The organism is Roseibium sp. RKSG952 (genome assembly GCF_009711355.1).
In genome coordinates, this window is sequence record NZ_SMMF01000938.1 from 1 (window position 1) to 20,291 (window position 20,291).

At 58.7% G+C, this 20,291-nt stretch carries 23 protein-coding genes and 1 other RNA gene; 9 read left to right on the forward strand and 15 right to left on the reverse strand.

Annotated elements, in window-relative coordinates:
• Nucleotides 1-166 precede the first annotated feature (166 nt).
• Nucleotides 167-640, reverse strand: coding sequence for an ArsR family transcriptional regulator (locus E1297_RS27150; protein ID WP_196223416.1), 474 nt, complete (start codon nt 638-640; stop codon nt 167-169).
• Nucleotides 641-999: 359 nt separating this feature from the next.
• Between E1297_RS27150 and E1297_RS27155 the strand changes: the two genes are divergently transcribed.
• The 3 genes from E1297_RS27155 (at nt 1,000) to recQ (ending at nt 4,363) form a co-directional block, all read left to right on the forward strand.
• Nucleotides 1,000-1,377: an MAPEG family protein gene (locus tag E1297_RS27155; RefSeq protein WP_155143805.1), complete on the forward strand. Its 378-nt coding sequence runs from the start codon at nt 1,000-1,002 to the stop codon at nt 1,375-1,377.
• Between the two features lie 109 nt (nt 1,378-1,486).
• On the forward strand, nt 1,487-2,389 hold the full coding sequence (locus E1297_RS27160) for a 1-acyl-sn-glycerol-3-phosphate acyltransferase (RefSeq protein WP_209016021.1): 903 nt from the start codon (nt 1,487-1,489) through the stop codon (nt 2,387-2,389).
• Between the two features lie 108 nt (nt 2,390-2,497).
• Nucleotides 2,498-4,363 (forward strand): DNA helicase RecQ, encoded by a 1,866-nt coding sequence (gene recQ / locus E1297_RS27165; protein WP_155143806.1) that lies wholly within the window; start codon nt 2,498-2,500, stop codon nt 4,361-4,363.
• Here the strand turns inward: recQ and E1297_RS27170 are convergent.
• From E1297_RS27170 to E1297_RS27215, 10 genes are all read right to left on the reverse strand, one after another.
• Nucleotides 4,360-4,896 carry a hypothetical protein gene (locus E1297_RS27170; protein ID WP_155143807.1) on the reverse strand — a complete coding sequence of 179 codons (537 nt, stop codon included), beginning with the start codon at nt 4,894-4,896 and terminating at the stop codon, nt 4,360-4,362. The genes recQ and E1297_RS27170 overlap by 4 nt on opposite strands.
• A gap of 198 nt (nt 4,897-5,094) precedes the next feature.
• Nucleotides 5,095-5,739, reverse strand: a complete 645-nt coding sequence (gene msrA / locus E1297_RS27175; RefSeq protein WP_368669691.1) for a peptide-methionine (S)-S-oxide reductase MsrA — start codon at nt 5,737-5,739, stop codon at nt 5,095-5,097.
• 148 nt (nt 5,740-5,887) lie between these two features.
• Nucleotides 5,888-6,259, reverse strand: coding sequence for a VOC family protein (locus E1297_RS27180; RefSeq protein ID WP_155143808.1), 372 nt, complete (start codon nt 6,257-6,259; stop codon nt 5,888-5,890).
• Nucleotides 6,260-6,469: 210 nt separating this feature from the next.
• A complete protein-coding gene (locus tag E1297_RS27185; protein WP_155143809.1) occupies nt 6,470-7,252 on the reverse strand; it encodes a succinate dehydrogenase iron-sulfur subunit in 783 nt (260 codons plus the stop codon).
• Between the two features lie 51 nt (nt 7,253-7,303).
• The gene (locus tag E1297_RS27190; RefSeq protein WP_209016022.1) at nt 7,304-8,158 is read right to left on the reverse strand and encodes an FkbM family methyltransferase; all 855 of its coding nucleotides are present in this window, start codon (nt 8,156-8,158) and stop codon (nt 7,304-7,306) included.
• Between the two features lie 13 nt (nt 8,159-8,171).
• Nucleotides 8,172-9,998 (reverse strand): succinate dehydrogenase flavoprotein subunit, encoded by a 1,827-nt coding sequence (gene sdhA / locus E1297_RS27195; RefSeq protein ID WP_155143810.1) that lies wholly within the window; start codon nt 9,996-9,998, stop codon nt 8,172-8,174.
• Nucleotides 9,999-10,003: 5 nt separating this feature from the next.
• Nucleotides 10,004-10,387 (reverse strand): succinate dehydrogenase, hydrophobic membrane anchor protein, encoded by a 384-nt coding sequence (gene sdhD, locus E1297_RS27200; protein WP_155143811.1) that lies wholly within the window; start codon nt 10,385-10,387, stop codon nt 10,004-10,006.
• 13 nt (nt 10,388-10,400) lie between these two features.
• A complete protein-coding gene (sdhC, locus tag E1297_RS27205) occupies nt 10,401-10,799 on the reverse strand; it encodes a succinate dehydrogenase, cytochrome b556 subunit (protein ID WP_155143813.1) in 399 nt (132 codons plus the stop codon).
• A 208-nt stretch (nt 10,800-11,007) separates the two neighbouring features.
• Entirely contained in the window at nt 11,008-11,913 is a 906-nt protein-coding gene (locus tag E1297_RS27210) for a glutaminase (RefSeq protein ID WP_155143814.1), read from the reverse strand.
• A gap of 38 nt (nt 11,914-11,951) precedes the next feature.
• On the reverse strand, nt 11,952-12,620 hold the full coding sequence (locus tag E1297_RS27215; RefSeq protein ID WP_155143815.1) for a sulfate transporter family protein: 669 nt from the start codon (nt 12,618-12,620) through the stop codon (nt 11,952-11,954).
• Nucleotides 12,621-12,784: 164 nt separating this feature from the next.
• Here E1297_RS27215 and E1297_RS27220 point away from each other — a divergent pair, with 164 nt between their 5' ends.
• The 3 genes from E1297_RS27220 (at nt 12,785) to E1297_RS27230 (ending at nt 14,962) form a co-directional block, all read left to right on the forward strand.
• Nucleotides 12,785-13,540, forward strand: coding sequence for a class I SAM-dependent methyltransferase (locus tag E1297_RS27220; RefSeq protein ID WP_155143817.1), 756 nt, complete (start codon nt 12,785-12,787; stop codon nt 13,538-13,540).
• A 210-nt stretch (nt 13,541-13,750) separates the two neighbouring features.
• A complete protein-coding gene (locus tag E1297_RS27225) occupies nt 13,751-14,506 on the forward strand; it encodes a trans-aconitate 2-methyltransferase (protein ID WP_155143819.1) in 756 nt (251 codons plus the stop codon).
• A 24-nt stretch (nt 14,507-14,530) separates the two neighbouring features.
• The gene (locus E1297_RS27230) at nt 14,531-14,962 is read left to right on the forward strand and encodes a VOC family protein (protein ID WP_155143820.1); all 432 of its coding nucleotides are present in this window, start codon (nt 14,531-14,533) and stop codon (nt 14,960-14,962) included.
• Between the two features lie 34 nt (nt 14,963-14,996).
• Here the strand turns inward: E1297_RS27230 and recR are convergent, their stop codons facing one another.
• From recR to ffs, 4 genes are all read right to left on the reverse strand, one after another.
• On the reverse strand, nt 14,997-15,605 hold the full coding sequence (gene recR, locus E1297_RS27235; RefSeq protein ID WP_155143822.1) for a recombination mediator RecR: 609 nt from the start codon (nt 15,603-15,605) through the stop codon (nt 14,997-14,999).
• Nucleotides 15,606-15,624: 19 nt separating this feature from the next.
• A complete protein-coding gene (locus tag E1297_RS27240; RefSeq protein ID WP_155143823.1) occupies nt 15,625-15,945 on the reverse strand; it encodes a YbaB/EbfC family nucleoid-associated protein in 321 nt (106 codons plus the stop codon).
• 97 nt (nt 15,946-16,042) lie between these two features.
• Nucleotides 16,043-17,857, reverse strand: coding sequence for a DNA polymerase III subunit gamma/tau (locus tag E1297_RS27245; protein WP_155143825.1), 1,815 nt, complete (start codon nt 17,855-17,857; stop codon nt 16,043-16,045).
• Nucleotides 17,858-17,992: 135 nt separating this feature from the next.
• Nucleotides 17,993-18,090: signal recognition particle sRNA small type (ffs, locus tag E1297_RS27250), an RNA gene on the reverse strand.
• A gap of 153 nt (nt 18,091-18,243) precedes the next feature.
• Here ffs and E1297_RS27255 point away from each other — a divergent pair.
• From E1297_RS27255 to E1297_RS27265, 3 genes are all read left to right on the forward strand, one after another.
• Entirely contained in the window at nt 18,244-18,654 is a 411-nt protein-coding gene (locus E1297_RS27255; protein ID WP_155143826.1) for an HIT family protein, read from the forward strand.
• A gap of 74 nt (nt 18,655-18,728) precedes the next feature.
• Nucleotides 18,729-19,679 (forward strand): NAD(+) diphosphatase, encoded by a 951-nt coding sequence (gene nudC / locus E1297_RS27260; RefSeq protein ID WP_209016023.1) that lies wholly within the window; start codon nt 18,729-18,731, stop codon nt 19,677-19,679.
• Nucleotides 19,676-20,254, forward strand: coding sequence for a histidine phosphatase family protein (locus E1297_RS27265; protein WP_368669692.1), 579 nt, complete (start codon nt 19,676-19,678; stop codon nt 20,252-20,254). The genes nudC and E1297_RS27265 overlap by 4 nt, the downstream gene beginning before the upstream one ends.
• The last annotated feature ends 37 nt before the right edge of the window (nt 20,255-20,291 follow it).

Below are 20,291 nucleotides of genomic sequence, written 5' to 3' on the forward strand. Positions count from 1 at the left end.
TGTGTTGCACTTCGCGCTTGAATTCACCCACTGTTCCATACAGGCGCATGATCTGCCTGGAAGCCCCTACCGCTTCTGCCGTCATGACAACCGCAGCGACTGATTTCGCAAAATTCGGCACTTCCCGACTGCGAACGACAGGAGAGATCCGGGATGGTCAACCGGCTCAAATCGCAGCACACAGGTTCGCGGTCTGGGAGCCTTTTTCAAGGTCCCTTGCCGGGTCCGGGACGGCAGCCTGATCAATCAATAACCGGATCCTGCGGAAATACTCGGCCGCCGCTGAAAGAGACTGCGGAAACGCTACACATCCGGCAATGTCCCAGACATGCGCGCGCGTGTGGCTCTGCCACGCAACGGGCTCATCGACCATCGCCATATCGGCCAGATAGACGACGCGATCCGGAACCGGAGCATGGGGTTGAAGAAAGACCTCGATACTTTTGGGCGCAAGCCCGTCGGTCCCCAGTCGCCGGCTGGCAAGCAGCTTCGGGACGGCGTCGTGTATGGCACGTGCGGGCGCAATACCGGCGGAAAAGGCCCGGGCAAAACCTGCGTGTGAATGGTTCAGATAAGCTTCGGCCAACGGCCCCAGCAATGCATTGTCGGGACACACAAACAGAACAGTTGTCTTGCTCACGGAGATCTCTCAGAACGCCAGTTGTCTACATCACTCAGCGGCACCTGATAAAGACCTTCATCAAAACAAGTATGACAATACGAACAAAAACCCTCAAATAGCACAAAAATAAACAAGCCCCTGACAACAACTTCATTGTCAAAATATTGTATTATTTTCTACTCGGATCGAATTATGACACCCAGCGCCGGAAATATGCGGTTGCCGACTCGGATTGCTCCTACAATTCGCCGGATTTGGATTGCCCCCAGAACCGCCAGACACCGGGAGTTGATTTATGCTCCGCATCATGCTGTTGATCACAACGCACTCACCCCAACCTGTCATGACCCCAAACCTGTCGCATTAGGAGCGAAACTATGGCCATTGCAATCTGGTGCATTCTGGCTGCGGCAATTCTGCCGATCGTGACTGTCTTCCCGGCCAAGCTTTCCAAAGAGTTCGACAACACCTTCCCGCGTAATCCGGAATACTGGAAGGAAGGATTTCGAGCGCGCGCTCAAGGCGCACAGGCAAACGGCTTCGAGGCTTTTCCTTTTTTCGCCATAGCCGTGATTGTAGGCATAGGTCAGGGAGGCGATCCCTACTGGATCGACCAACTGGCCCTTCTTTTCATCGCCATGCGGGTTCTCTACATTCTTTGTTACTGGAGCAATCGCGCAACACCACGCTCAATCGCTTGGACTGCAGGCTTTTTTGCCACTGTGGCCATTTTCTCCAGTCCTGTCTGGAGTTGACGTGCAAGGGCCGGGCAAGCGCACCGTCTTATCGAAATTGCATCTGACCCTAGCTTGGCTTAACGATACGGCTAGACTTTTTTCTTGATCTGAGCGGTAAGGACAATTCGTGCGGACCAGCAACCAGACCACAACAACAATTCCAACCCGGTCTACCGAAAGCCACATCAGCAGCTCCGCCGATGCCCACATCGTTGACACACTAATCTCCGAACGCGGCAAGCAGGTGATGGCAACGCCCTGGTGGCCGCTGGTGAGACCGTTTGCCTACAAGATCCTGCGCTACCGCTCTGCCGTGGAGATGGCCGACACGATCGCGCTCATGGAAGCGCAGGATGTGTTTGGCTATCTGAGTTCGTTGTTGAAGCTTGATGTGACGACGCTCGGGCTTGACCGCGTGCCCGCCTCAGGGCCGGTTGTTCTGGTCTCAAATCATCCAACGGGCATCGCGGATGGCATTGTTCTCTTCGACGCAATCAAGCAGCGCCGGTCCGACCTTGCGATCTTCGCCAACCGGGATGCGATCCGGATCAATCCGCGGCTCGCGGAAATGATCATTCCGGTCGAATGGCGTGCAGATTTCAAGAGCCGCGAAAAGACTAAGGAAACCCTGAAACTTGCAGCCTCCGCCTTCAATCAGGAGCGGGTCGTCGTCCTGTTTCCCTCCGGGCGCCTTGCCTATTGGCACAAGGGCAAGCTGACCGAACGCCCCTGGATGACATCGGCCCTTGCGATGGCGCGCAAGAACAAGGCACCGATCATTCCGATCCATATGGGTGGACGCAATTCGGGGCTGTTCTACTTTCTCGCCCGCATCTCGACCGAAATGCGCGATATGACCGTATTTAACGAGCTCTTGAACAAGAAGCATGCGGAGTTCCGGGTGCATTTCGGCAAACCGATTGACCCTTGCGTCCTGGAAGGCGGTGATCTGACCGATCAGGCGGAGCGGCTCAGAGTCCATTGCGCGGAAACGCTCGGCGCCGATCCGGATGCGGAATTCCAGCACTGACAGCATAAATTGCATTTCATCCACAAGCTGGCCGGATCTGTCTTGCGCATGATTGCCGGGAACCGGCGAATAAGACAAAGTGCAGCGAATTCGGAGAAATCGCTGCTCATGCTACAACCGCACCCGGTCCTTGCGGCTGCCCACGGCCCTACGCCCACAATTGCTGACGCGGAACGGATCTTGAGGTCCGTCTTCGGTTACGACGATTTCCGCGGCCGCCAGCGGGAGGTCGTAGAAGCGCTGGTCACCGGCCGGGACGCGCTTGTCCTGTTCCCGACAGGGGCGGGGAAATCGCTGTGCTATCAAATTCCCTCGCTTTGCCGCAATGGCGTTGGCGTTGTTGTCTCGCCGCTGATTGCCTTGATGAAAGATCAGGTCAATGCGCTCAACGAGGTGGGGGTGCGCGCCGCGGCCCTGAATTCAACCCTGTCTTCGGATGAACAATCGTCCGTGCGCAGCGCGCTTCGAAGGGGCGATCTCGACATCGTCTATGTCACACCGGAACGGCTTGCGACCGAGGGGTTCTGCCGGTTTCTGGACACACTCACGATTTCCCTGTTCGCCATTGACGAAGCCCACTGCGTCAGCCAGTGGGGCCATGATTTCCGGCCCGAATATCTTTCGCTTTCGCTTTTGAAGGAACGGTATCCCGATGTGCCGCGCGTCGCGCTGACGGCAACTGCCGATCCGCATACACGTGTCGATATCGCAAAGAGACTGCAGCTTGAGGAGGCTCCGGTCTTTTCGACCAGTTTCGACCGGCCGAACATCCGCTATGAAATCGTCGAGCGGACCAACCAGCGCCAGCAGCTTCTGGACTTCTTGAAGCGCCATTCCGGGTGCAGCGGCATCGTATATTGCCTGTCGCGCGCCAAGGTCGAGGATATTGCCGGCTGGCTGAATGGAAAAGGCATCCGGGCTCTGCCCTATCATGCCGGTCTGTCCCAGGATGTCCGGGCGACCAACCAGGACGCCTTCCTGCTGGAAGAAGAGTTGTGCCTTGTGGCCACCGTTGCCTTCGGCATGGGGATCGACAAGCCGAATGTACGCTATGTCGCCCATCTGGACCTGCCCTCGTCCGTCGAGGCCTATTATCAGGAAACCGGGCGTGCCGGACGTGATGGAGCCCCGGCCGATGCATTCATGTCCTACGGCATGGCGGACATGGTGCAACGCCAGCGCATGATCGCCGAGGGCGATGCTCCCGACGACATCAAACGCGCCGAAAGAGCCAAGCTCAATGCACTGCTTGGCATATGCGAAACGACCGGCTGCCGCAGACAGGCCCTGCTGGCCCATTTTGGCGAACATTACCCCAAGCCCTGCGGCAACTGCGACACCTGTTCAGCGCCTGTCGAGACATGGGATGGCACGGAAGCGGCCCAAAAGCTGATGTCGGCAGTCTATCGCACGGGCCAGCGGTTCGGTCTGGGCCATGTCATAGATGTCCTGCTGGGCAAGGAAACCGACAAGATTGCGCGGTTCGGCCATGACCGGCTGTCGGTCTATGGGGTCGGCAGCGAACATTCCGCCAAGCTGTGGCAATCAGTGGCCCGGCAGCTGGTTGCAAGCAATCTGATGGAGGTCAACCACGCCCAGTTCGGCGCAATCGTTTTGACCGAAAGCGCACGTGACGTCTTGCGCGGCGACCGGCAGGTCTTGCTCCGAAAGGACCGGCAGGCAGCCCAGCAACGCAGCAAGCTCTCCGGGCGGTCAGCCTCGATTTCGGACGAACTGGACCCCGAAGACAGGATCCTGTTCGACCGGCTGCGGCGATTGCGAACCGAAATTGCCCGCGAAAACGGTGTGCCGCCCTATCTGGTCTTCCCTGATGCGACGCTGGCTGGAATGGCTCAGGCGCGCCCGGTCAACGAAGATGCTCTCCTGCGGATCTCCGGGGTCGGACAATCAAAGCTGGAAAAATACGGCGAAGAGTTTCTGGACCTCGTCAACGCCTTCGAAGCGGGTCTCTAGCTCACTTTCTTGCCAGACGCCGAAGGCAGACAGCACCGGAACACCAATGCAAGTTCTTCAAGTTTTGTCTGATCCGGCTGGTCCAGAAACGCCTTGATGGTGTTGCTCAAAACCCGGTGCGTGCTTCTGAACTCACGCAGCCGGCCGAAGGATTTTCCCAGCCTGTAGATTTCGCCGACCTTGTCCTTTGAAAAAAACTCGAGTGCTGCGATGCCCAGCACAATCCCGAGGTCAGCCCGGACACGCGCGCTCACATCATGAGCCACGAGAAACGCAAAAAGGCCGACGACAAATTTCTTTTCACTGCTCGGCTCCCCGTTGTCGGCACCGGCACGCGACATCACCAGACGGATCACCTGAACCGTGGCCGCCGCTCCGAATTCCGTCGGCCCGTTGGTGTCTTCGATTTCGAGCTTAGCCGCTTCAAGCAGCGGATCCAGCCGGGCACGCAAGCGGTTCTCGACGGCCGCAGCCTGCAGCGCCATGACAAACTCCGGCTCTTTCGCAGTCGTCTTCTGGAACAGCCCGAACATGCCAATGCCCCCGGCTCAACCCCTGATCAAACAGGATAACTCACGCTGCGGATTCAATCAAATAAGCGTCCATTTCAGGCCAGTGCATGCAAGTGCAGAAACTGTCCCCGGCCCAGAGACGAAAAACGCCACGGCCATTCCGTCTGCATTGAGCAGGAATGACCGTGGCGCCGAACTAAGGTGAAGGCGGGTTGCCGGTCAGCTGCCTGCTTTGGGAATACCCTTATAGGCCTGATCGCCCCAGACCTGCTTGACCGTCTGGTCGCGGCCACAGGCCTTGCGATAGCCTTCGTAGGCCTCCGACCGCTTGACATAGCCAAAGCGTGTCAGCGTGCGCGCATCGCTTTTGTAGTAGCCCTGATGATAATCTTCCGCAGGCCAGAAAACGACCGGGCCTTCAACAGGTGTCACGACATTCCGGCCGAGCCGTTGTTCCGCCTTTGCCACAGCGCCGCGCGCAGCCGTTGCCTGTGCGTCGTCCAGCGGATAAATCGCAGTCGAATAGGAAAAGCCCCGGTCGCAGAACTGGCCGTCCGGATCCGTGACGTCGATGGTGCGCAGGAAAATGTCGACCAACTGGCGATAGCTGATCCGGCTTTCGTCAAATTCCACCTGCACGACTTCACGATGCCCGCCGCGCCCATGGTTCTTGTAGGTCGGGTTCGAGGTTTCGCCGCCTGCATACCCGGACACCACATCCCGCACACCAGGCACCTTCTCCAGATCCGCTTCGACACACCAGAAACAGCCGCCGGCGAAAACGGCCGTTTCCGCATGGGCGGGGGCCGAGAAACCCAAAACAGCCGCAGTCAGCGTTCCGGTCAAAAGCGATTTCATCCGCATGGCGCACTCCCAGTCTTGCCGATTGCCTGAAGACTTAATGCCAATTGTGGCAGCTGTCAGGTCCCGTGGGCGCAACCTCGCGCGGCTGTGATGCAAGGTGAACGGGTACCCTGCCGGGTGTTCCGGCGCGGACGTGCACTGGAATGTCCTAACTTTCGTTCGAATTGCCGCTGCAACCGCCTGCTTTCGAATTGACGATGCAAAACCGGTGGCCACTCGGCGCTTCCATGACCACCCAGTTCTCAAAGGTCTCATGCACCCTGGCACCAAGCCCTTCAAGGCGGTCAACCTCCGCCGGCACATTGCCGGACACCAGATCCAGATGGATGCGCGGAGCATGGTCGACGGCTTGCAGCAGGATACCGATCTCCCCCGGCTTGCCGGTGAGACGCCGGTAGCGCGGGTTCTTGACTGTCGTCTCAAGCGTCCTGCCAAGCGTTTCCGCCCAAAAGGCGGCATGTTTGTCGAGGTCATCCCCCGGACAATCAATCACGAAATCCTCAAGCCGGCTTTCGGGCATGATGGAGCTCCCCTTAAAGTTTATAGTACAAAACAAGAACATTATTGTTTGGCATGCAAGCGCAAATGTTCCCAACGAACTCCACATGCCAAAAGAGACCGTTTGCGTTTGGGCAAGATCACATGGCTGGGGCCCATGATGCTTTTGCGGTCGGATAAAAAAAAGCGGGCCGAATGGCCCGCTTCGAAAAATCACCCGAACATGAGCGCGTCAGACGCGGCGCTCGACCAGCATCTTCTTGATCTCGGCAATGGCCTTGGCGGGGTTCAAGCCCTTGGGGCAAGCCTGGGAACAATTCATGATCGTGTGGCAACGATAAAGCCGGAACGGATCCTCGAGATTGTCGAGCCGTTCGCCGGTCGCCTCGTCGCGGCTGTCAATCAGCCAGCGGTAGGCCTGCAGCAGAACCGCCGGGCCGAGATAGCGGTCGCCGTTCCACCAGTAGCTCGGGCAGGAGGTTGAACAGCACGCACACAGGATGCACTCGTAAAGGCCATCAAGCTTGACCCGGTCCTCGTGGCTTTGCAGCCATTCCTTTTCCGGCGCGGGCGTCGTGGTTTGCAGCCATGGCTCGATGGAACGGTGCTGGGCGTAGAACCGTGTCAGGTCCGGCACCAGATCCTTGACCACCGGCATATGCGGCAGGGGATAGATCTTGACGACGTCGCCCGCCACCTCGTCCATGCCCTTGGTGCAGGCGAGCGTGTTGGTGCCGTCGATGTTCATTGCACAGGACCCGCAAATGCCTTCGCGGCAGGACCGGCGGAAGGTCAGCGTCGGGTCGATCTTGTTCTTGATGTAGATAAGCCCGTCGAGAACCATCGGACCGCAATCGTCCCGGTCGATAAAATAGGTATCGACCCTCGGGTTCCGGCCTTCATCCGGATTCCAGCGGTAAATCCGGTATTCGGTCAGATTGGCCGCACCTTCCGGCTTGTCCCAGACCTTGCCTTCCGTCACCTGCGAGTTCCGGGGAAGCGTCAGCTGAACCATCTTTCAATGCTCCGCGTTTGGGCCCTCAAGTCGCGTCCGGGCCATCCAAATTCAAAGGTGTCCGCTTTTCAGCTCAAACACCATGTTGTCTTTCGTCTCACCGGTCCTGATGTAACCGGCCTCCGCCAATGCAGGCAGACAATCTTCCGTCCAGTGCGGGCGGCAATTGGTTTCCAGAAGCAAGGCCCCTGGCCAAAGGCCTTTTGGTGCCAGCTTGAGAAACGGCAAAAGAGCACGATCCTCAAAGCCCTCCACATCAATCTTCATGACGTCGACACGGCTCAGACCGGCCTCTTGCACGACGTCAAGCAGCGGCCGGACCGCCACTTTCCTCGGGCGCCAGTCACCGGCCCATTCACCGGTCGTCAGATCCTCGACAAGCGTCGCAAATCCGCAGTTGCTCGGCTCATGCCACAAGGACAATTCGCCAGCCTCCGCACCGACCGCCGTTTGCGCAAGCTCGACTGCGGCAAGATCGTTGGCCGCAATGTTGAACGCCAGCTTGCCTGCGGTCTCCGGATTGGCCTCGATCGCCAGAACCCTTGCGCCCCGCTTGGCCGCAAACAGCGAATAGGTGCCGACATTGGCCCCGACATCGACGAACACCGAGCCCGGCTTGATCAGCGGCCGAAGCAGCTGATGTTCAGCCCTTTCCGGCAACCGTCCCTTGGCGAGGATCTTGCGGTCATCATAGTTCTGCGCCGGATAGATCCGGAACCGCAGGCCCTCGACTTCCGTGTCATAGGGCCCCTGAAACACCCGGCTGACCAGAGACCTGATACGTTTGCGCAAGACCTTCGACACGTCATGCCGGTCCGCCAGTTTCCAGGCGGCCCGGCCCATCCCCTCGGCGCTGTAGGTGCCGAAGGGGCTGGTCGTGTCTATTCTGGCGGCACTTGCGCTCAACGTCCGGTCCGCCCTAGTAGACGCGCGCTTTCGGCGCAATCTTCGCCGGATCGATACCGCCCTGCTGATACGGGGTCAGCGGCTCGGTCACGACAGGACGGTAGTCCAGCTTGACCTTGCCCTCATCATCCACCCAGCTGAGCGTATGCACCCGCCACTCTTCGTCGTTGCGGCCGGACAGCGGCCCGTCCTTGAAGTCTTCGCGGGCATGCGCGCCACGGCTCTCCTTGCGGGCCTCGGCGCTATAAACGGTCGTGATGGCGTTGGCCATCAGGTTTTCCAGTTCCAGCGTCTCGACCAGATCGGAGTTCCAGATCAGGGACCGGTCGGACACCTTGAGATCGCTCATGCCCTTCCAGATGTCGTCCAGACGGCGGCAGCCCTGCTCGAGGGTATCCTGTGTCCGGAACACGGCCGCATCTTCCTGCATGGCGCGCTGCATCTTGTCACGCAGATCCGCCGTCGGCGTCGAACCGCCCGCATGACGGATCTTGTCGAAGCGCGTCATGATCTTCTCGCAAGACGCTTCATTCGGCGTCGGTACGGCCTCTTTCGGATCTACCACTTCAGCCGCCTTGATGGCAGCCGCACGGCCGAACACGACCAGATCGATCAGCGAGTTGGAACCGAGCCGGTTGGCACCGTGAACGGAGGCACAGCCCGCCTCGCCAACGGCCATCAGGCCGGGCTGGATGCGGTTGGGATGGTCACCGGACGCATCAAGCACCTCGCCCCAGTAGTTGGTCGGAATGCCGCCCATGTTGTAGTGGACCGTCGGCAGGACCGGGATCGGTTCCTTGGTCACATCGACACCGGCAAAGATGCGCGCCGATTCCGAGATCCCCGGCAGGCGTTCGGCCAGAAGCGCCGGGTCGAGGTGATCCAGATGCAGGAAGATGTGGTCCTTGTTCTTGCCCACACCCCGGCCTTCGCGGATTTCCATGGTCATGCAGCGGGACACGACGTCACGCGATGCAAGGTCCTTGGCCGACGGCGCATACCGTTCCATGAAACGCTCGCCTTCGGAGTTAACCAGATAGCCCCCCTCGCCGCGCGCGCCCTCGGTGATCAGGCAACCCGAGCCGTAGATGCCGGTCGGGTGGAACTGGACAAACTCCATGTCCTGAAGCGGCAAACCTGCACGCGCCACCATTCCGCCGCCGTCGCCGGTGCAGGTGTGGGCCGAAGTCGCCGAAAAATAGGAGCGGCCATAACCGCCCGTCGCCAGAACAACCATCTTCGCCGAGAAGCGGTGCATGGTGCCGTCATCGAGGTTCCACGCAATCACACCCTGACAGACGCCGTCTTCCGACATGATCAGGTCTAGCGCAAAATACTCTATGTAAAATTCGGCATTGTGGCGCAGCGACTGGCCGTAAAGCGTGTGCAGGATCGCATGGCCGGTCCGGTCGGCAGCCGCACAGGTGCGCTGAACGGGAGGCCCGTCGCCGAAATTCTGCATGTGGCCGCCGAACGGACGCTGATAGATTTTGCCCTCTTCCGTCCTCGAGAACGGAACACCGTAATGCTCCAGCTCGTAAACGGCCTTGGGCGCTTCACGGGCAAGATACTCCATGGCATCGGTATCGCCGAGCCAGTCGGAGCCCTTGACCGTGTCATACATATGCCACTGCCAGCTGTCGGGCGTCATGTTCTGCAGGGAGGCGGCAATGCCCCCTTGCGCTGCGACCGTGTGCGACCGTGTCGGGAACACCTTTGTGATACAGGCCGTGCGCAGGCCCTGCTCGGCCATACCGAGAGTTGCGCGCAAGCCCGCGCCACCGGCGCCGACAACAACCACATCATATTTGTGGTCGACGAAATCGTAGGTTTTGGCCATTCGGATCACCCTCCAAAGCCGATTTTCAAGACGGCGAACAGACAGCCCAAGCCGATCAGGGCGCAGAAAAACGTATTGCCCAGAAGAGCGATCACTTTGAGGCCTTCCGAGCGCACATAGTCCTCGATGATCACCTGCATGCCGAGCTTCATGTGATAGACGCCAGACAGAATCACCAGAAGCATCAGGATCGCGATGATCGGATTGCCAAGCGTCGCGGTCACCTCGTCATAAGTGCCGCCCTGCAGGGCGATGACAAGGATTACGAAAAACGAAATCAGGAAGACATTTGCAACAGCGGTGACACGCTGGCGCCAGAAGTGCTCGGTTCCGTCCTTGGCCGAGCCCAGCCCGCGGACCTTGGCGAGCGGTGTGCGCATATCAGTCATTTTGCTTGTTCCCTCAGCTGACCGCGAAACCGATGATCCAGAGGATGATCGTCAGGCTAATGGAGCCGATGATGGTTGCCTTGGCGAGCCACTCGCGCGCTTCGCGTCCAAAGCCGGCACCCATATCCCAGATGAAATGGCGCAGACCGCCAAGCATGTGGTGCACCAACGCCCAGGTGAAGCCAAACAGGATGATGCGTCCGATGATGGACCCATAGACCGCGTTGGCAACATCGAAATAGGCAGGGCCCGCCGCAGCCGCGATCAGCCACCAGGCGAGAAAGATCGTGCCGACATAGAGCGCCGCTCCGGTGATGCGGTGCAGGATCGACATGACCATCGTCAGGATCGGTTTATAGATCTGAAGATGAGGCGACAGCGGGCGCTTGCCCTGCAGGTCGGCATTTGACATGTAATTTCTCTCCCGTACGACGCTCTTTACGTTTACGTAAACGTAAGAATTAACTAGCGTTGTCCGAGAGGGTTCTACCCCCAACGCCGCGTCGCGTCAAAGCATCACAAGGGCGTAAATGGAAGGAAAATGATGTCAGATCCTTGATTAATTGGTAAAATTGACCTTGCAAGTCCGAATTTCGCCAGACTCTCCGGTGTCTGCCGCCTCAACCGAAAACAGACCAGCCGGTCATCCTTGCAAAGGCTTCCATGGCCTCTGTGCCGAGCTTGGAATTGCCGTATTGATTGAGACCCGGCGACCAGACAGCAATGGAAGCCTTGCCAGGCGCGGCCACCAGAATGCCGCCACCGACACCGCTCTTGCCCGGCAAGCCGACCCGGAAGGCGAAGTCACCTGATCCGTCATAGTGACCGCAGGTCATCATCAGGGCTGCAATCCGCCGGCTCCGGTCTGCTGAAAGCAGGCGCGGCATCCCGGGCGCATCGATCAAAAACCGGCCGGCCATGGCAAGTTGGCGGCAGGACATTTCGATGGCGCACTGATGACAGTAGGTGCCGAGCACCTTGTCCACGTCATTATTCAGATTGTCGCAAGAGGCGAGGTAATGAGCCATCGCGAAGTTCCGGTGTCCGGTGGCCAGCTCCGACCGTGCAACTGTCGCATTGATATGGATGTCATCATCGCCAGCCGCAGCCCGGATGAAATGAAGCAAACCACCCAGGGCTTCCTTCGGAGCCGACATGTCCAGATAGGAGTCGGTCGTGACCAGTGCCCCGGCATTGATAAAGGGATTGCGGGGCACACCTTGTTCCCGCTCCAGTAGAACAATGGAGTCAAAGGCAGACCCTGACGGCTCACGCCCGACCCGCGACCACAAGGAATCCCCCGCATGGCCCAATGCCATGGCGAGCGCAAACACTTTCGACACGGACTGGATCGAGAAGGGGACATCCGCATCACCAGCCACGTAGCAGGCCCCATCGGCGGTCGAAACACAGATCCCGAACTGGTCCGGGTCAATTTTCGCAAGCTGCGGAATATAACGGGCGACCTGCCCCTTTTCCGGCGACAGCCGTGCGTGTTCTGCAATCTCATCCAGGAAACGCTGCATATCAGACCTTATCCAATCAACGGCAGGAGAATACCGGGTCAGACCGCACGCCCGGGTGCAAGACGCTTGTAAAGGTGCATCATGAAAATCGTCGCAAAAATAGGGGTGACCAGATTCAGGATCGGAACGGCCAGTACAGCGGCAATGACCAGTCCCGCCAGAAACACCATGCCGCCCCGGGCCTTGCGAAACCGCTTGGCGTCCTCCGGCGGCATGAAGCGCATCGCGGCGAATTCGAAAAATTCGCGGCCGAGCAGATAGCCATTGACGAGAAAAAACGCGACGAGATTGATCCCGGGCACGAACAGCAGCAAAAGGGCAATGATGTTGCCGGCAATGACGACCCCGGTGAACTTCAGCGTGAGAAAGATCGATTGGCCAAGCGGCAAGGCGCGGCCGGGCGCATCGTTCGGATAGTCCTGACCTTCGACGATATCCGCGATCTGATCCTGAAACAGTCCGGCCAAAAGGGCGGATACCGGTGCGATCAAAAACCCCAGCCCGATGATTGCCCCGATGCCGGTCAGAAGTGAAACGACGGTTTCGAGCCACGGATAGGGAAGCACGAGAAAGCCTGCAACCAGTCCCTGAAGGGCAAGCCAGATCACCAGCAAGACAGCAAGGGTGTAGCCCAGCATCTTGAAAAAGATCGCCCGGAAAGACGGCTGAAAAACCTGTGACATGGCGCGCGAGGCGGCAGAAAACATAGAGAACAATCCATACGCGAAACGGTCATCCCGAAATAGGCGCAGGCCAACTTGAACGCAAGTGCAATGATCTTCCGGAGACGGTCTTCAAATGGCACAAACGCATCCTATCTGAAGGACGGGTTGACCTGACGGCGGGGCGAGATCGTTTATGGAAATTCCCGATGCGCCAAACAGGTTCAGAGATTCAAGACTTCACAATCGGCAGCAAAAGCGTCAACTTCGCATTGTTCGAGAAGGAATTCGGTGTCTACAAACACCTGGTCGAGATGAATGGCCTTAATTTTCAGGAGGTCGCGGACCTCATTCGGGCCACCTGCCAGACTGAATTGAAACCCGGATTTACCTTCATAGACTTGGCCTGTGGAGATTCGGCACTCATGTCACAAGGGCTGAGCACCACCTCCATCGCACAGTATTCCGGTGTGGATGTTTCCGCTGACGCACTCAGGCTCGCTTCGCATAATCTCATGGATGTGCCGTTCAAGAGCACACTGGAACAGCAGGACATGCTTGACGCCCTCGCCGGAATGCGCGGTGAAGCAGACATGATCTGGTGCGGCCTGTCGGTCCACCACTTGGGCACCGACAGGAAACTGGAGTTCATGGAACTTGCCCGGAAAGCCTTGGTGCCGGGTGGCCTTTTGATGATCTATGAACCCGTTCTGGACGAAGACTGCAGCCTGCCCGATTTCAACGCGCGGCTGTTGCCGATTTTGCAGGCCCGTTGGGCAGCCCTTGAAGAGGGCGAATTCAACTACATCTGGCAACACATACTGGATTGCGATCTCCCGGAAACGGCCGCCATGTGGCTGGACCTCGGGCTGCGCGCCGGATATTCAAGCGCTGAAGTCGTCTTCAGCGAACCGATTGATCAATATTGTAGATTGTTCAAGTATCGGAATGCCGCTCTGCTATGAACCTTTACACTCTCCACATACTGGTCATGGCGCGACGAAATTCGCGGACGCAAGTGACTTCGCAAAATTACACTCTTCTTCTAACTGATACGTAAATGCCTTATGGTGATTTTTCTGTGATATTCACATTCGGATCACAGTTTTGTCCGACTATGCGCTACGGGCGCAAGAACCCGGTCGCCATCAAAAGGCACATTCGGGAGGAAAACAATGTCCAATGCTTTCGGATGGGCAGAAGGCAGCTTCGGCGCGCAGCTTGATGCCCTAGAGATTTTTCGCAATGACTGGCAGCTTTACAAAAAGCTGGTCGAGTTGAACCATTTCCATCACGCGGAAGTGGCCGACATTCTTTTTGAAACGCTGCAAGACAGTATGCCGGCTGGATTTTCGTTCCTCGATCTGGCCTGCGGCGATGCCTTGATCACTTCTTTGGTTTTAAGGCAAACTCCGATCGCACTATATCACGGTGTCGATCTGTCCGGGCCAGCCTTGGCGCTTGCTGCAAAAAACCTCGATGCGGTTTCGTGCGACACCAAACTGGAATGCCGGGACATGCTGGACGCTTTGGCGCGGTTGCCAAGGCAATTTGACTTTATCTGGTGCGGGCTCTCGGTTCACCATCTGACGACCATCGAAAAGCGCCTTTTCATGCAAAGGGCATTCAATGCCCTCCGCCCGAACGGGCTGTTGATGATTTATGAGCCTGTGCTGACCGATGGGGACACGCTTTCGGTTTTCAACCGGCGGATGCGGCACCTCCTCAAGGCCCGCTGGCAAGGCCTATCTCCCTCGGAATTCGACCGGATCTGGCGCCATATCGAGGACTGTGACCTGCCCGAAACATCCGACACCTGGTTACGTCTGGGATTGTCAGCCGGATTCTTGCGCAACCGCACTGTCTTCAGCGAACCAGGCGATGGCTATTGCCGGTTGTTCAAATACCGGAAGTGCCCGGAAATGAACTGAGCATCGACATCTCGAGAGGGCTGTATGGAAGGTATTATCCCCTATCTTCAAGTCTCTGGAACAGGGGATGCAATCTCATGGTACGAAACCGTTTTTTCAGCCAGGGAAGTCCGAAGCCGTCTGGTCGCACCAGACGGAACATGCATGAATGCCGAGATCGAAATCGGCGGCACCCGGTTGATGCTTGCCGATGAAATGCCCAAGATCGGATCCTCAAGCCCTCGGACGCTCAACGCAACAACCGTCGTGCTCAACCTGCATGTTCCGGATGCAGATACCGTCCTTCAAAAAGCCATCGATTGCGGAGCGGAGGAAATCTACCCGCTCGAAAACCAGTTCTATGGCGACCGCGCCGGGCGTATCCGCGACCCGTTCGGTCACCACTGGATTATCGCCACGCGGATGGAGGAGGTTTCGGACACCGAAATGCTGTCAAGGTTCCACGCACTGTTTTGAGCTCGTATTTGCGAACCGCAACAGCCGCGCGCCCTCAGAACCGCGTACGGGCCTTGAGCGCCTGGGTCAATGTGCCCTCGTCCAGATAGTCGAGTTCGCCACCGACGGGAACGCCATGGGCGAGCCGCGTGACATTCACGTCGAGCGGGGCCAGTTGGTCCATCACAAAATGCGCGGTGGTCTGTCCCTCAACGGTTGCGCCCACTGCCAGGATCACTTCCTTGACCTCGCCTGATCCGCAGCGTTCCACGAGTTTGGCGAGATTAAGGTCTTCCGGGCCGACACCGTCGAGCGGCGACAAGGTTCCGCCCAGTACATGATAACGTGCATTGATGGCAGCCGCCCGCTCCAGCGCCCAAAGATCTGCCACATCTTCCACAACCACCAGAACGCTCTCGTCCCGGCGCGGATCCGCGCAGATCGCGCAAGGATCGGACGTATCGACCGTTCCGCATGTCGAGCAAATCCCGACCTTGTCAACCGCCACGCCAAGGGCTTCGGCGAGCGGGACCAGCAGCTGATCCTTTTTCTTGATCAGGTGCAGGGCGGCGCGCCGGGCGGAGCGCGGCCCGAGGCCCGGGAGCTTGGCAAGCAGCTGAATCAGCCGCTCGATTTCCGGTCCCGCGACCTTGTTTGGTGCCATGTTTATCGTCTCGACAGGCTCAGAAAGGCAGTTTCATGTTGGCCGGCAAGCCAAGCCCGCCCATCATGTCCTGGGTTTTCTCCTGGATCGCCGCATCGACCTTCACCCGGCCATCGGTATGGGCTGCGATGATCAGGTCTTCCAGAATCTCGCCTTCGCCCTCTTTCAAGAGCGACGGGTCGATCTTGAGACTTTTCATCTCGCCCTTGCCATTCAGAACCACCGTAACCAGACCGGCTCCGGACGTGCCTTCCGCCTCGATCTCGACGATCTGCTCCTGCAGGGAACCCATCTGTTCCTGCATTTGCTTGGCCTGCTTCATCATTTTAAGGAAGTCCATCGACTCAACCTCCAATACATATGGAACGCGACCATTCCGCGCTCGTCATTGTGCCTCGACTTAGGCCAGCTTGCAGCCCCGATCAACCGCAAAACCGCTAGATATCATCACTGTCATCATCACCGAGCGCTTCCGCCAGCAAGGGATCTGCCAGAGCAGGGTCGTCTTCACTGACCTTGACCTGCACATCAATCACCTTGGCCCCTGGAAACTTCTCCAAAAGGGCCGCAACAGTCGGGTGTGAGCGCGCATCGGACAAAAGTTGCGCCTGATTGGCCTCACGCTCTTCGTGAATGGTTGGCCGTCCGGGGCTTTGGCTGACGGACACAATCCAGCGCGTTCCTGTCCACTCCGTCAGTTTGCGCCCGAAATCACCGGCGATATCGGCGGGCGCATCCGGTGTCGGCTGGATTTCAATCCGCCCCTGCTCGATCTTGACGAGCCGCATCTGCCGCTCGATCGCGACCTTCATCGGAATGTCGCGCTTTTCGGACGCAAGTGCCGCGCAATCCTGAAGCGACCGCAGGGCCATGGCGGGCGGCGCAGAGGCTACAGGTGCTGCGATCGGAGCCATGGCCCGCGCCGGTTCAACCCGAGGTGCACCACCTGCAATCGCCGTCAGTTTCGGCCGGGGCTCGATGGATGCGGATGGACCACCACCTTGTGGCCCGTTGCCGCCGGATGGCGCGCCACCGCCAGCCGGAACCGCCCCACCTTGCCGCAGCATGGCCAGCGCCTCTCCCGGATCCGGAAGATCGGCGGCATAGGCAAGCCTGACCAGAACCATGTCGGCCGCGGCCAATGGTTTGGGCGCGGCCTGTACTTCCTGAACGCCCTTCAACAGGATCTGCCAGGCCCGCGACAACAGCCGGATCGACAGCTTTTCGGAAAATTCGCGTCCGCGCAGACGCTCCGCTTCGGTCACCGACGCCTCGTCCGCCGCTTTCGGTGCAACCTTCAGGCGGGTCACAAGATGGGCAAAATCGGCAAGATCGGTCAAAACAACCGCAGGGTCCGCGCCAACCTGATACTGGGCTGCCAATTCTTCCAGCGCCTCTGCCGTGCGCCCGGCCATCAGGTGGTCGAACAGATCGATCACCCGGGCCCGGTCGGCAAGACCGAGCATCTGGCGGACGTCATCGGCGCCGATTTCCCCTGCCCCATGAGCCATCGCCTGATCGAGCAGTGACAGGGAATCGCGTGCCGATCCCTCCCCGGCCCGCGCAATCAGCATCAGCGCTTCATCGGAAATCCGGATGCTTTCCGTGTCCGAAATGCGCCGCAACAGACCAACAAGCTTCGCCTGATCGATCCGGCGCAAGTCGAAGCGCTGACAGCGCGACAAGACCGTGATCGGAACTTTCCGGATTTCCGTGGTGGCGAAAATGAACTTCACATGCTCCGGCGGCTCTTCGAGCGTCTTCAGCAGCCCGTTGAAGGCCGCATTGGAGAGCATGTGCACCTCATCGATGATATAGACCTTGTACCGCGCCGTCGCCGGACGGTAGCGCGATGCATCGATAATCTCCCGAATGTCCCCGATACCGGTATGGGAAGCTGCATCCATCTCGATCACGTCGACATGGCGGCCTTCCATGATCGCGCGGCAATGGGTCCCCTCCCCGGTCAACTTGACCGTCGGCTTGTCCGCCTCTCCAGGAAGTTCGTAATTCAGGCCGCGCGCGAGGATCCGGGCAGTTGTCGTCTTTCCCACACCCCTGACGCCGGTCAGCATCCAGGCCTGCGCGATCCGGCCGGTGTCAAACGCGTTTTCAAGCGTTTGGACCATCGGTTCCTGACCGACGAGATCCTCAAAGGTTTGCGGCCGGTATTTGCGCGCGAGCACACGGTATGCACCGTCTGCCTGCGCCGGTTCGTGAGCGGTATCTTGCGGGAAAGCCATGTCGTCCATGCGCGCACCATAACGAGTTTTCGCGCCAAAGGGTGAGAGCCCTTGTGGATTTTTTTGTGAACCGCCACTTGGCGCTACGCACGATCCCGGCGCGCTTGTGCGAACCGGTCCCAAACAACAATACGAGGCGTGAGGGTGGGAGGCTGGCACGGCGACCCGTGCCGATGCTCGTTAGGGCTGCTTCCTTCCGGACCTGACCCGGTTGGCGAGTGGCTCGTCCACCACCAACCTCCCAAGCGCCTTATATCAGGAACAACGGGGGTGTTGGCAAGAGGGGCCGGGAAAGTTTTCAGGGATGGCCTGGTTTCATGCCTAGCCGCAGCGCCGCACTGCGTGTAGCGTCCCCCGCCAGATCCGGTTGCAAAAATGCCCTTCAGGAGGCCTCCATGATCCAGTTCGATATCAATCCACGTCTTGAAGGCGACAGTCTGTTTGTGACGGATCTCCCGCTTTGTGCGGTTCGCCTCATGAAAGACGCCAACTATCCCTGGCTGCTGCTGATCCCGCGTGCACACGATCTGATCGAGATCATAGATCTTGAACCGGACAAGCAATTGCAGCTCATGAGGGAAATCGCGCAGGTGAGCGAGGCCCTGAAGGTGGTGACAACCTGTGAAAAACTCAATATTGGAGCTCTTGGCAATCAGGTTTCGCAGCTCCATGTTCATGTGATCGGCCGCTTCCGGGACGATCCGGCCTGGCCGGGACCTGTCTGGGGCGCCGTACCGCCGGAGACTTATACCCCGGACAAGTCGGAACACTTGATCGCGAAACTGCGGGATCAACTCTCCGGCTAGACAGCCGCTGCCTACAAGCCTACGACTTCTGGTTCCAGCCCCGCTTTCTTTCCCTCCTTGCAAGGATGCCCGGAATGGCACTAGCTTCGGAAGAGCACGCACCGGACGAAATGAGTTTCATCGCAAACATGCTTGATCGGCAATCGATCCGCCGCAAGGATATCCCGTTTCTCAACGAGCGGCTGGCCCGGCCGGATTGTGAAGTCATATTGTCCACCGCCTACCGGCTGGTGTTTGACGCAAAATCGCGCGGCAAGCTCGGACACCCCCGCGAGCGCGCGCGGCATTTCGGCCTCGACCGGCAAGACCTGATCTTTCTTGGACAAAACAGTGACGGGTCCCGGCCGTTGTTTGCGGGTCTGATCGGGCTCAGCGACGAGGAAGTGGATGCAGACGACAGTCTGTGGGCCAACGACCTGCGCAATCTGGCACTTCAAGGGGTATTCGGCGGGCTGGAACTCGGAGTACTTGCACAAGCCCGGGCCATGCTTCACTGGCACCGGACGCACCGGTTCTGTTCACGCTGTGGCAAACCCACCCAGATGGCGGATGCGGGCTACCGGCGCGAATGCCCCTCCTGCGGCGCGCAACATTTCCCGCGCACGGATCCATGCGTGATCATGCTGATCACGGACGGAGACAGGGCGCTGCTTGGCCGCCCGCCCCGCCTGCCACCGGGCATTTACACGACGCTTGCCGGTTTCATGGAGCCTGGAGAAACGATCGAACAGGCGGTCCGCCGGGAAACACAGGAAGAATCACGGATCGAGGTCGGCGAGGTCCATCTCGTTGCCAATCAGCCCTGGCCGTTTCCATCCAACCTCATGCTCGGCTGCATCGGCAGGGCAACAAGCTCGGAGATTTTCATCGACGACGACGAGCTTGAGGCGTGCGGGTGGTTTACCCGCGATGAAGTCCGGCAGATGGTAAAGGGTACCCATCCGGACGGGTACCGGATCCCCCCCTCCATCTCGATTGCATATGACCTGATTACGGGCTGGCTTGAGGGAACAATCAGCGCGTGACGTTCTGCATTTATTTGACCCACCCCGAAGTTGTCATTGATCCGGTCTCTCCGGTTCCCGACTGGCATCTTTCCGAAACCGGTCTTGAGCGCGCAAGGAAAGCTCTCCAGCTTTCCTTCGCACAAGACATCAAGCGTGTGGTGTCCAGTGCGGAACAAAAGGCACAGGACACGGCACATGTCTTTGCAGACCCCATGGGCCTGCAGGTGCTGACACTGCAGCCGCTGCACGAAAACGATCGCTCGGCAACAGGCTATCTGCCAAAGGGCGATTTTGACCGCACCGCCGATGCCTTTTTCGCCGATCCTTACAATTCGGTTTCAGGCTGGGAGCGCGCAATCGATGCCCAGAGGCGGATTGTTTCAGGTGTTCAGGCCGCTCTCACCCGTATCCCGGAAAACATGCCGATCCTGTTTTGCGGACACGGCGGGGTCGGCACCTTGCTGATGTGCCACCTGATGAACACTCCGATTTCCCGCACACACGATCAAAAACACGCCGGAAGCTGGTTTCGCTTCGACCGCAAGGATCTTGCCGCGCAATCGGCAAACCAACTGGCGTGGACAGCACTCTAAAGTCACTCAATCGAGCACCCGAATTCTGTTAAGCTGA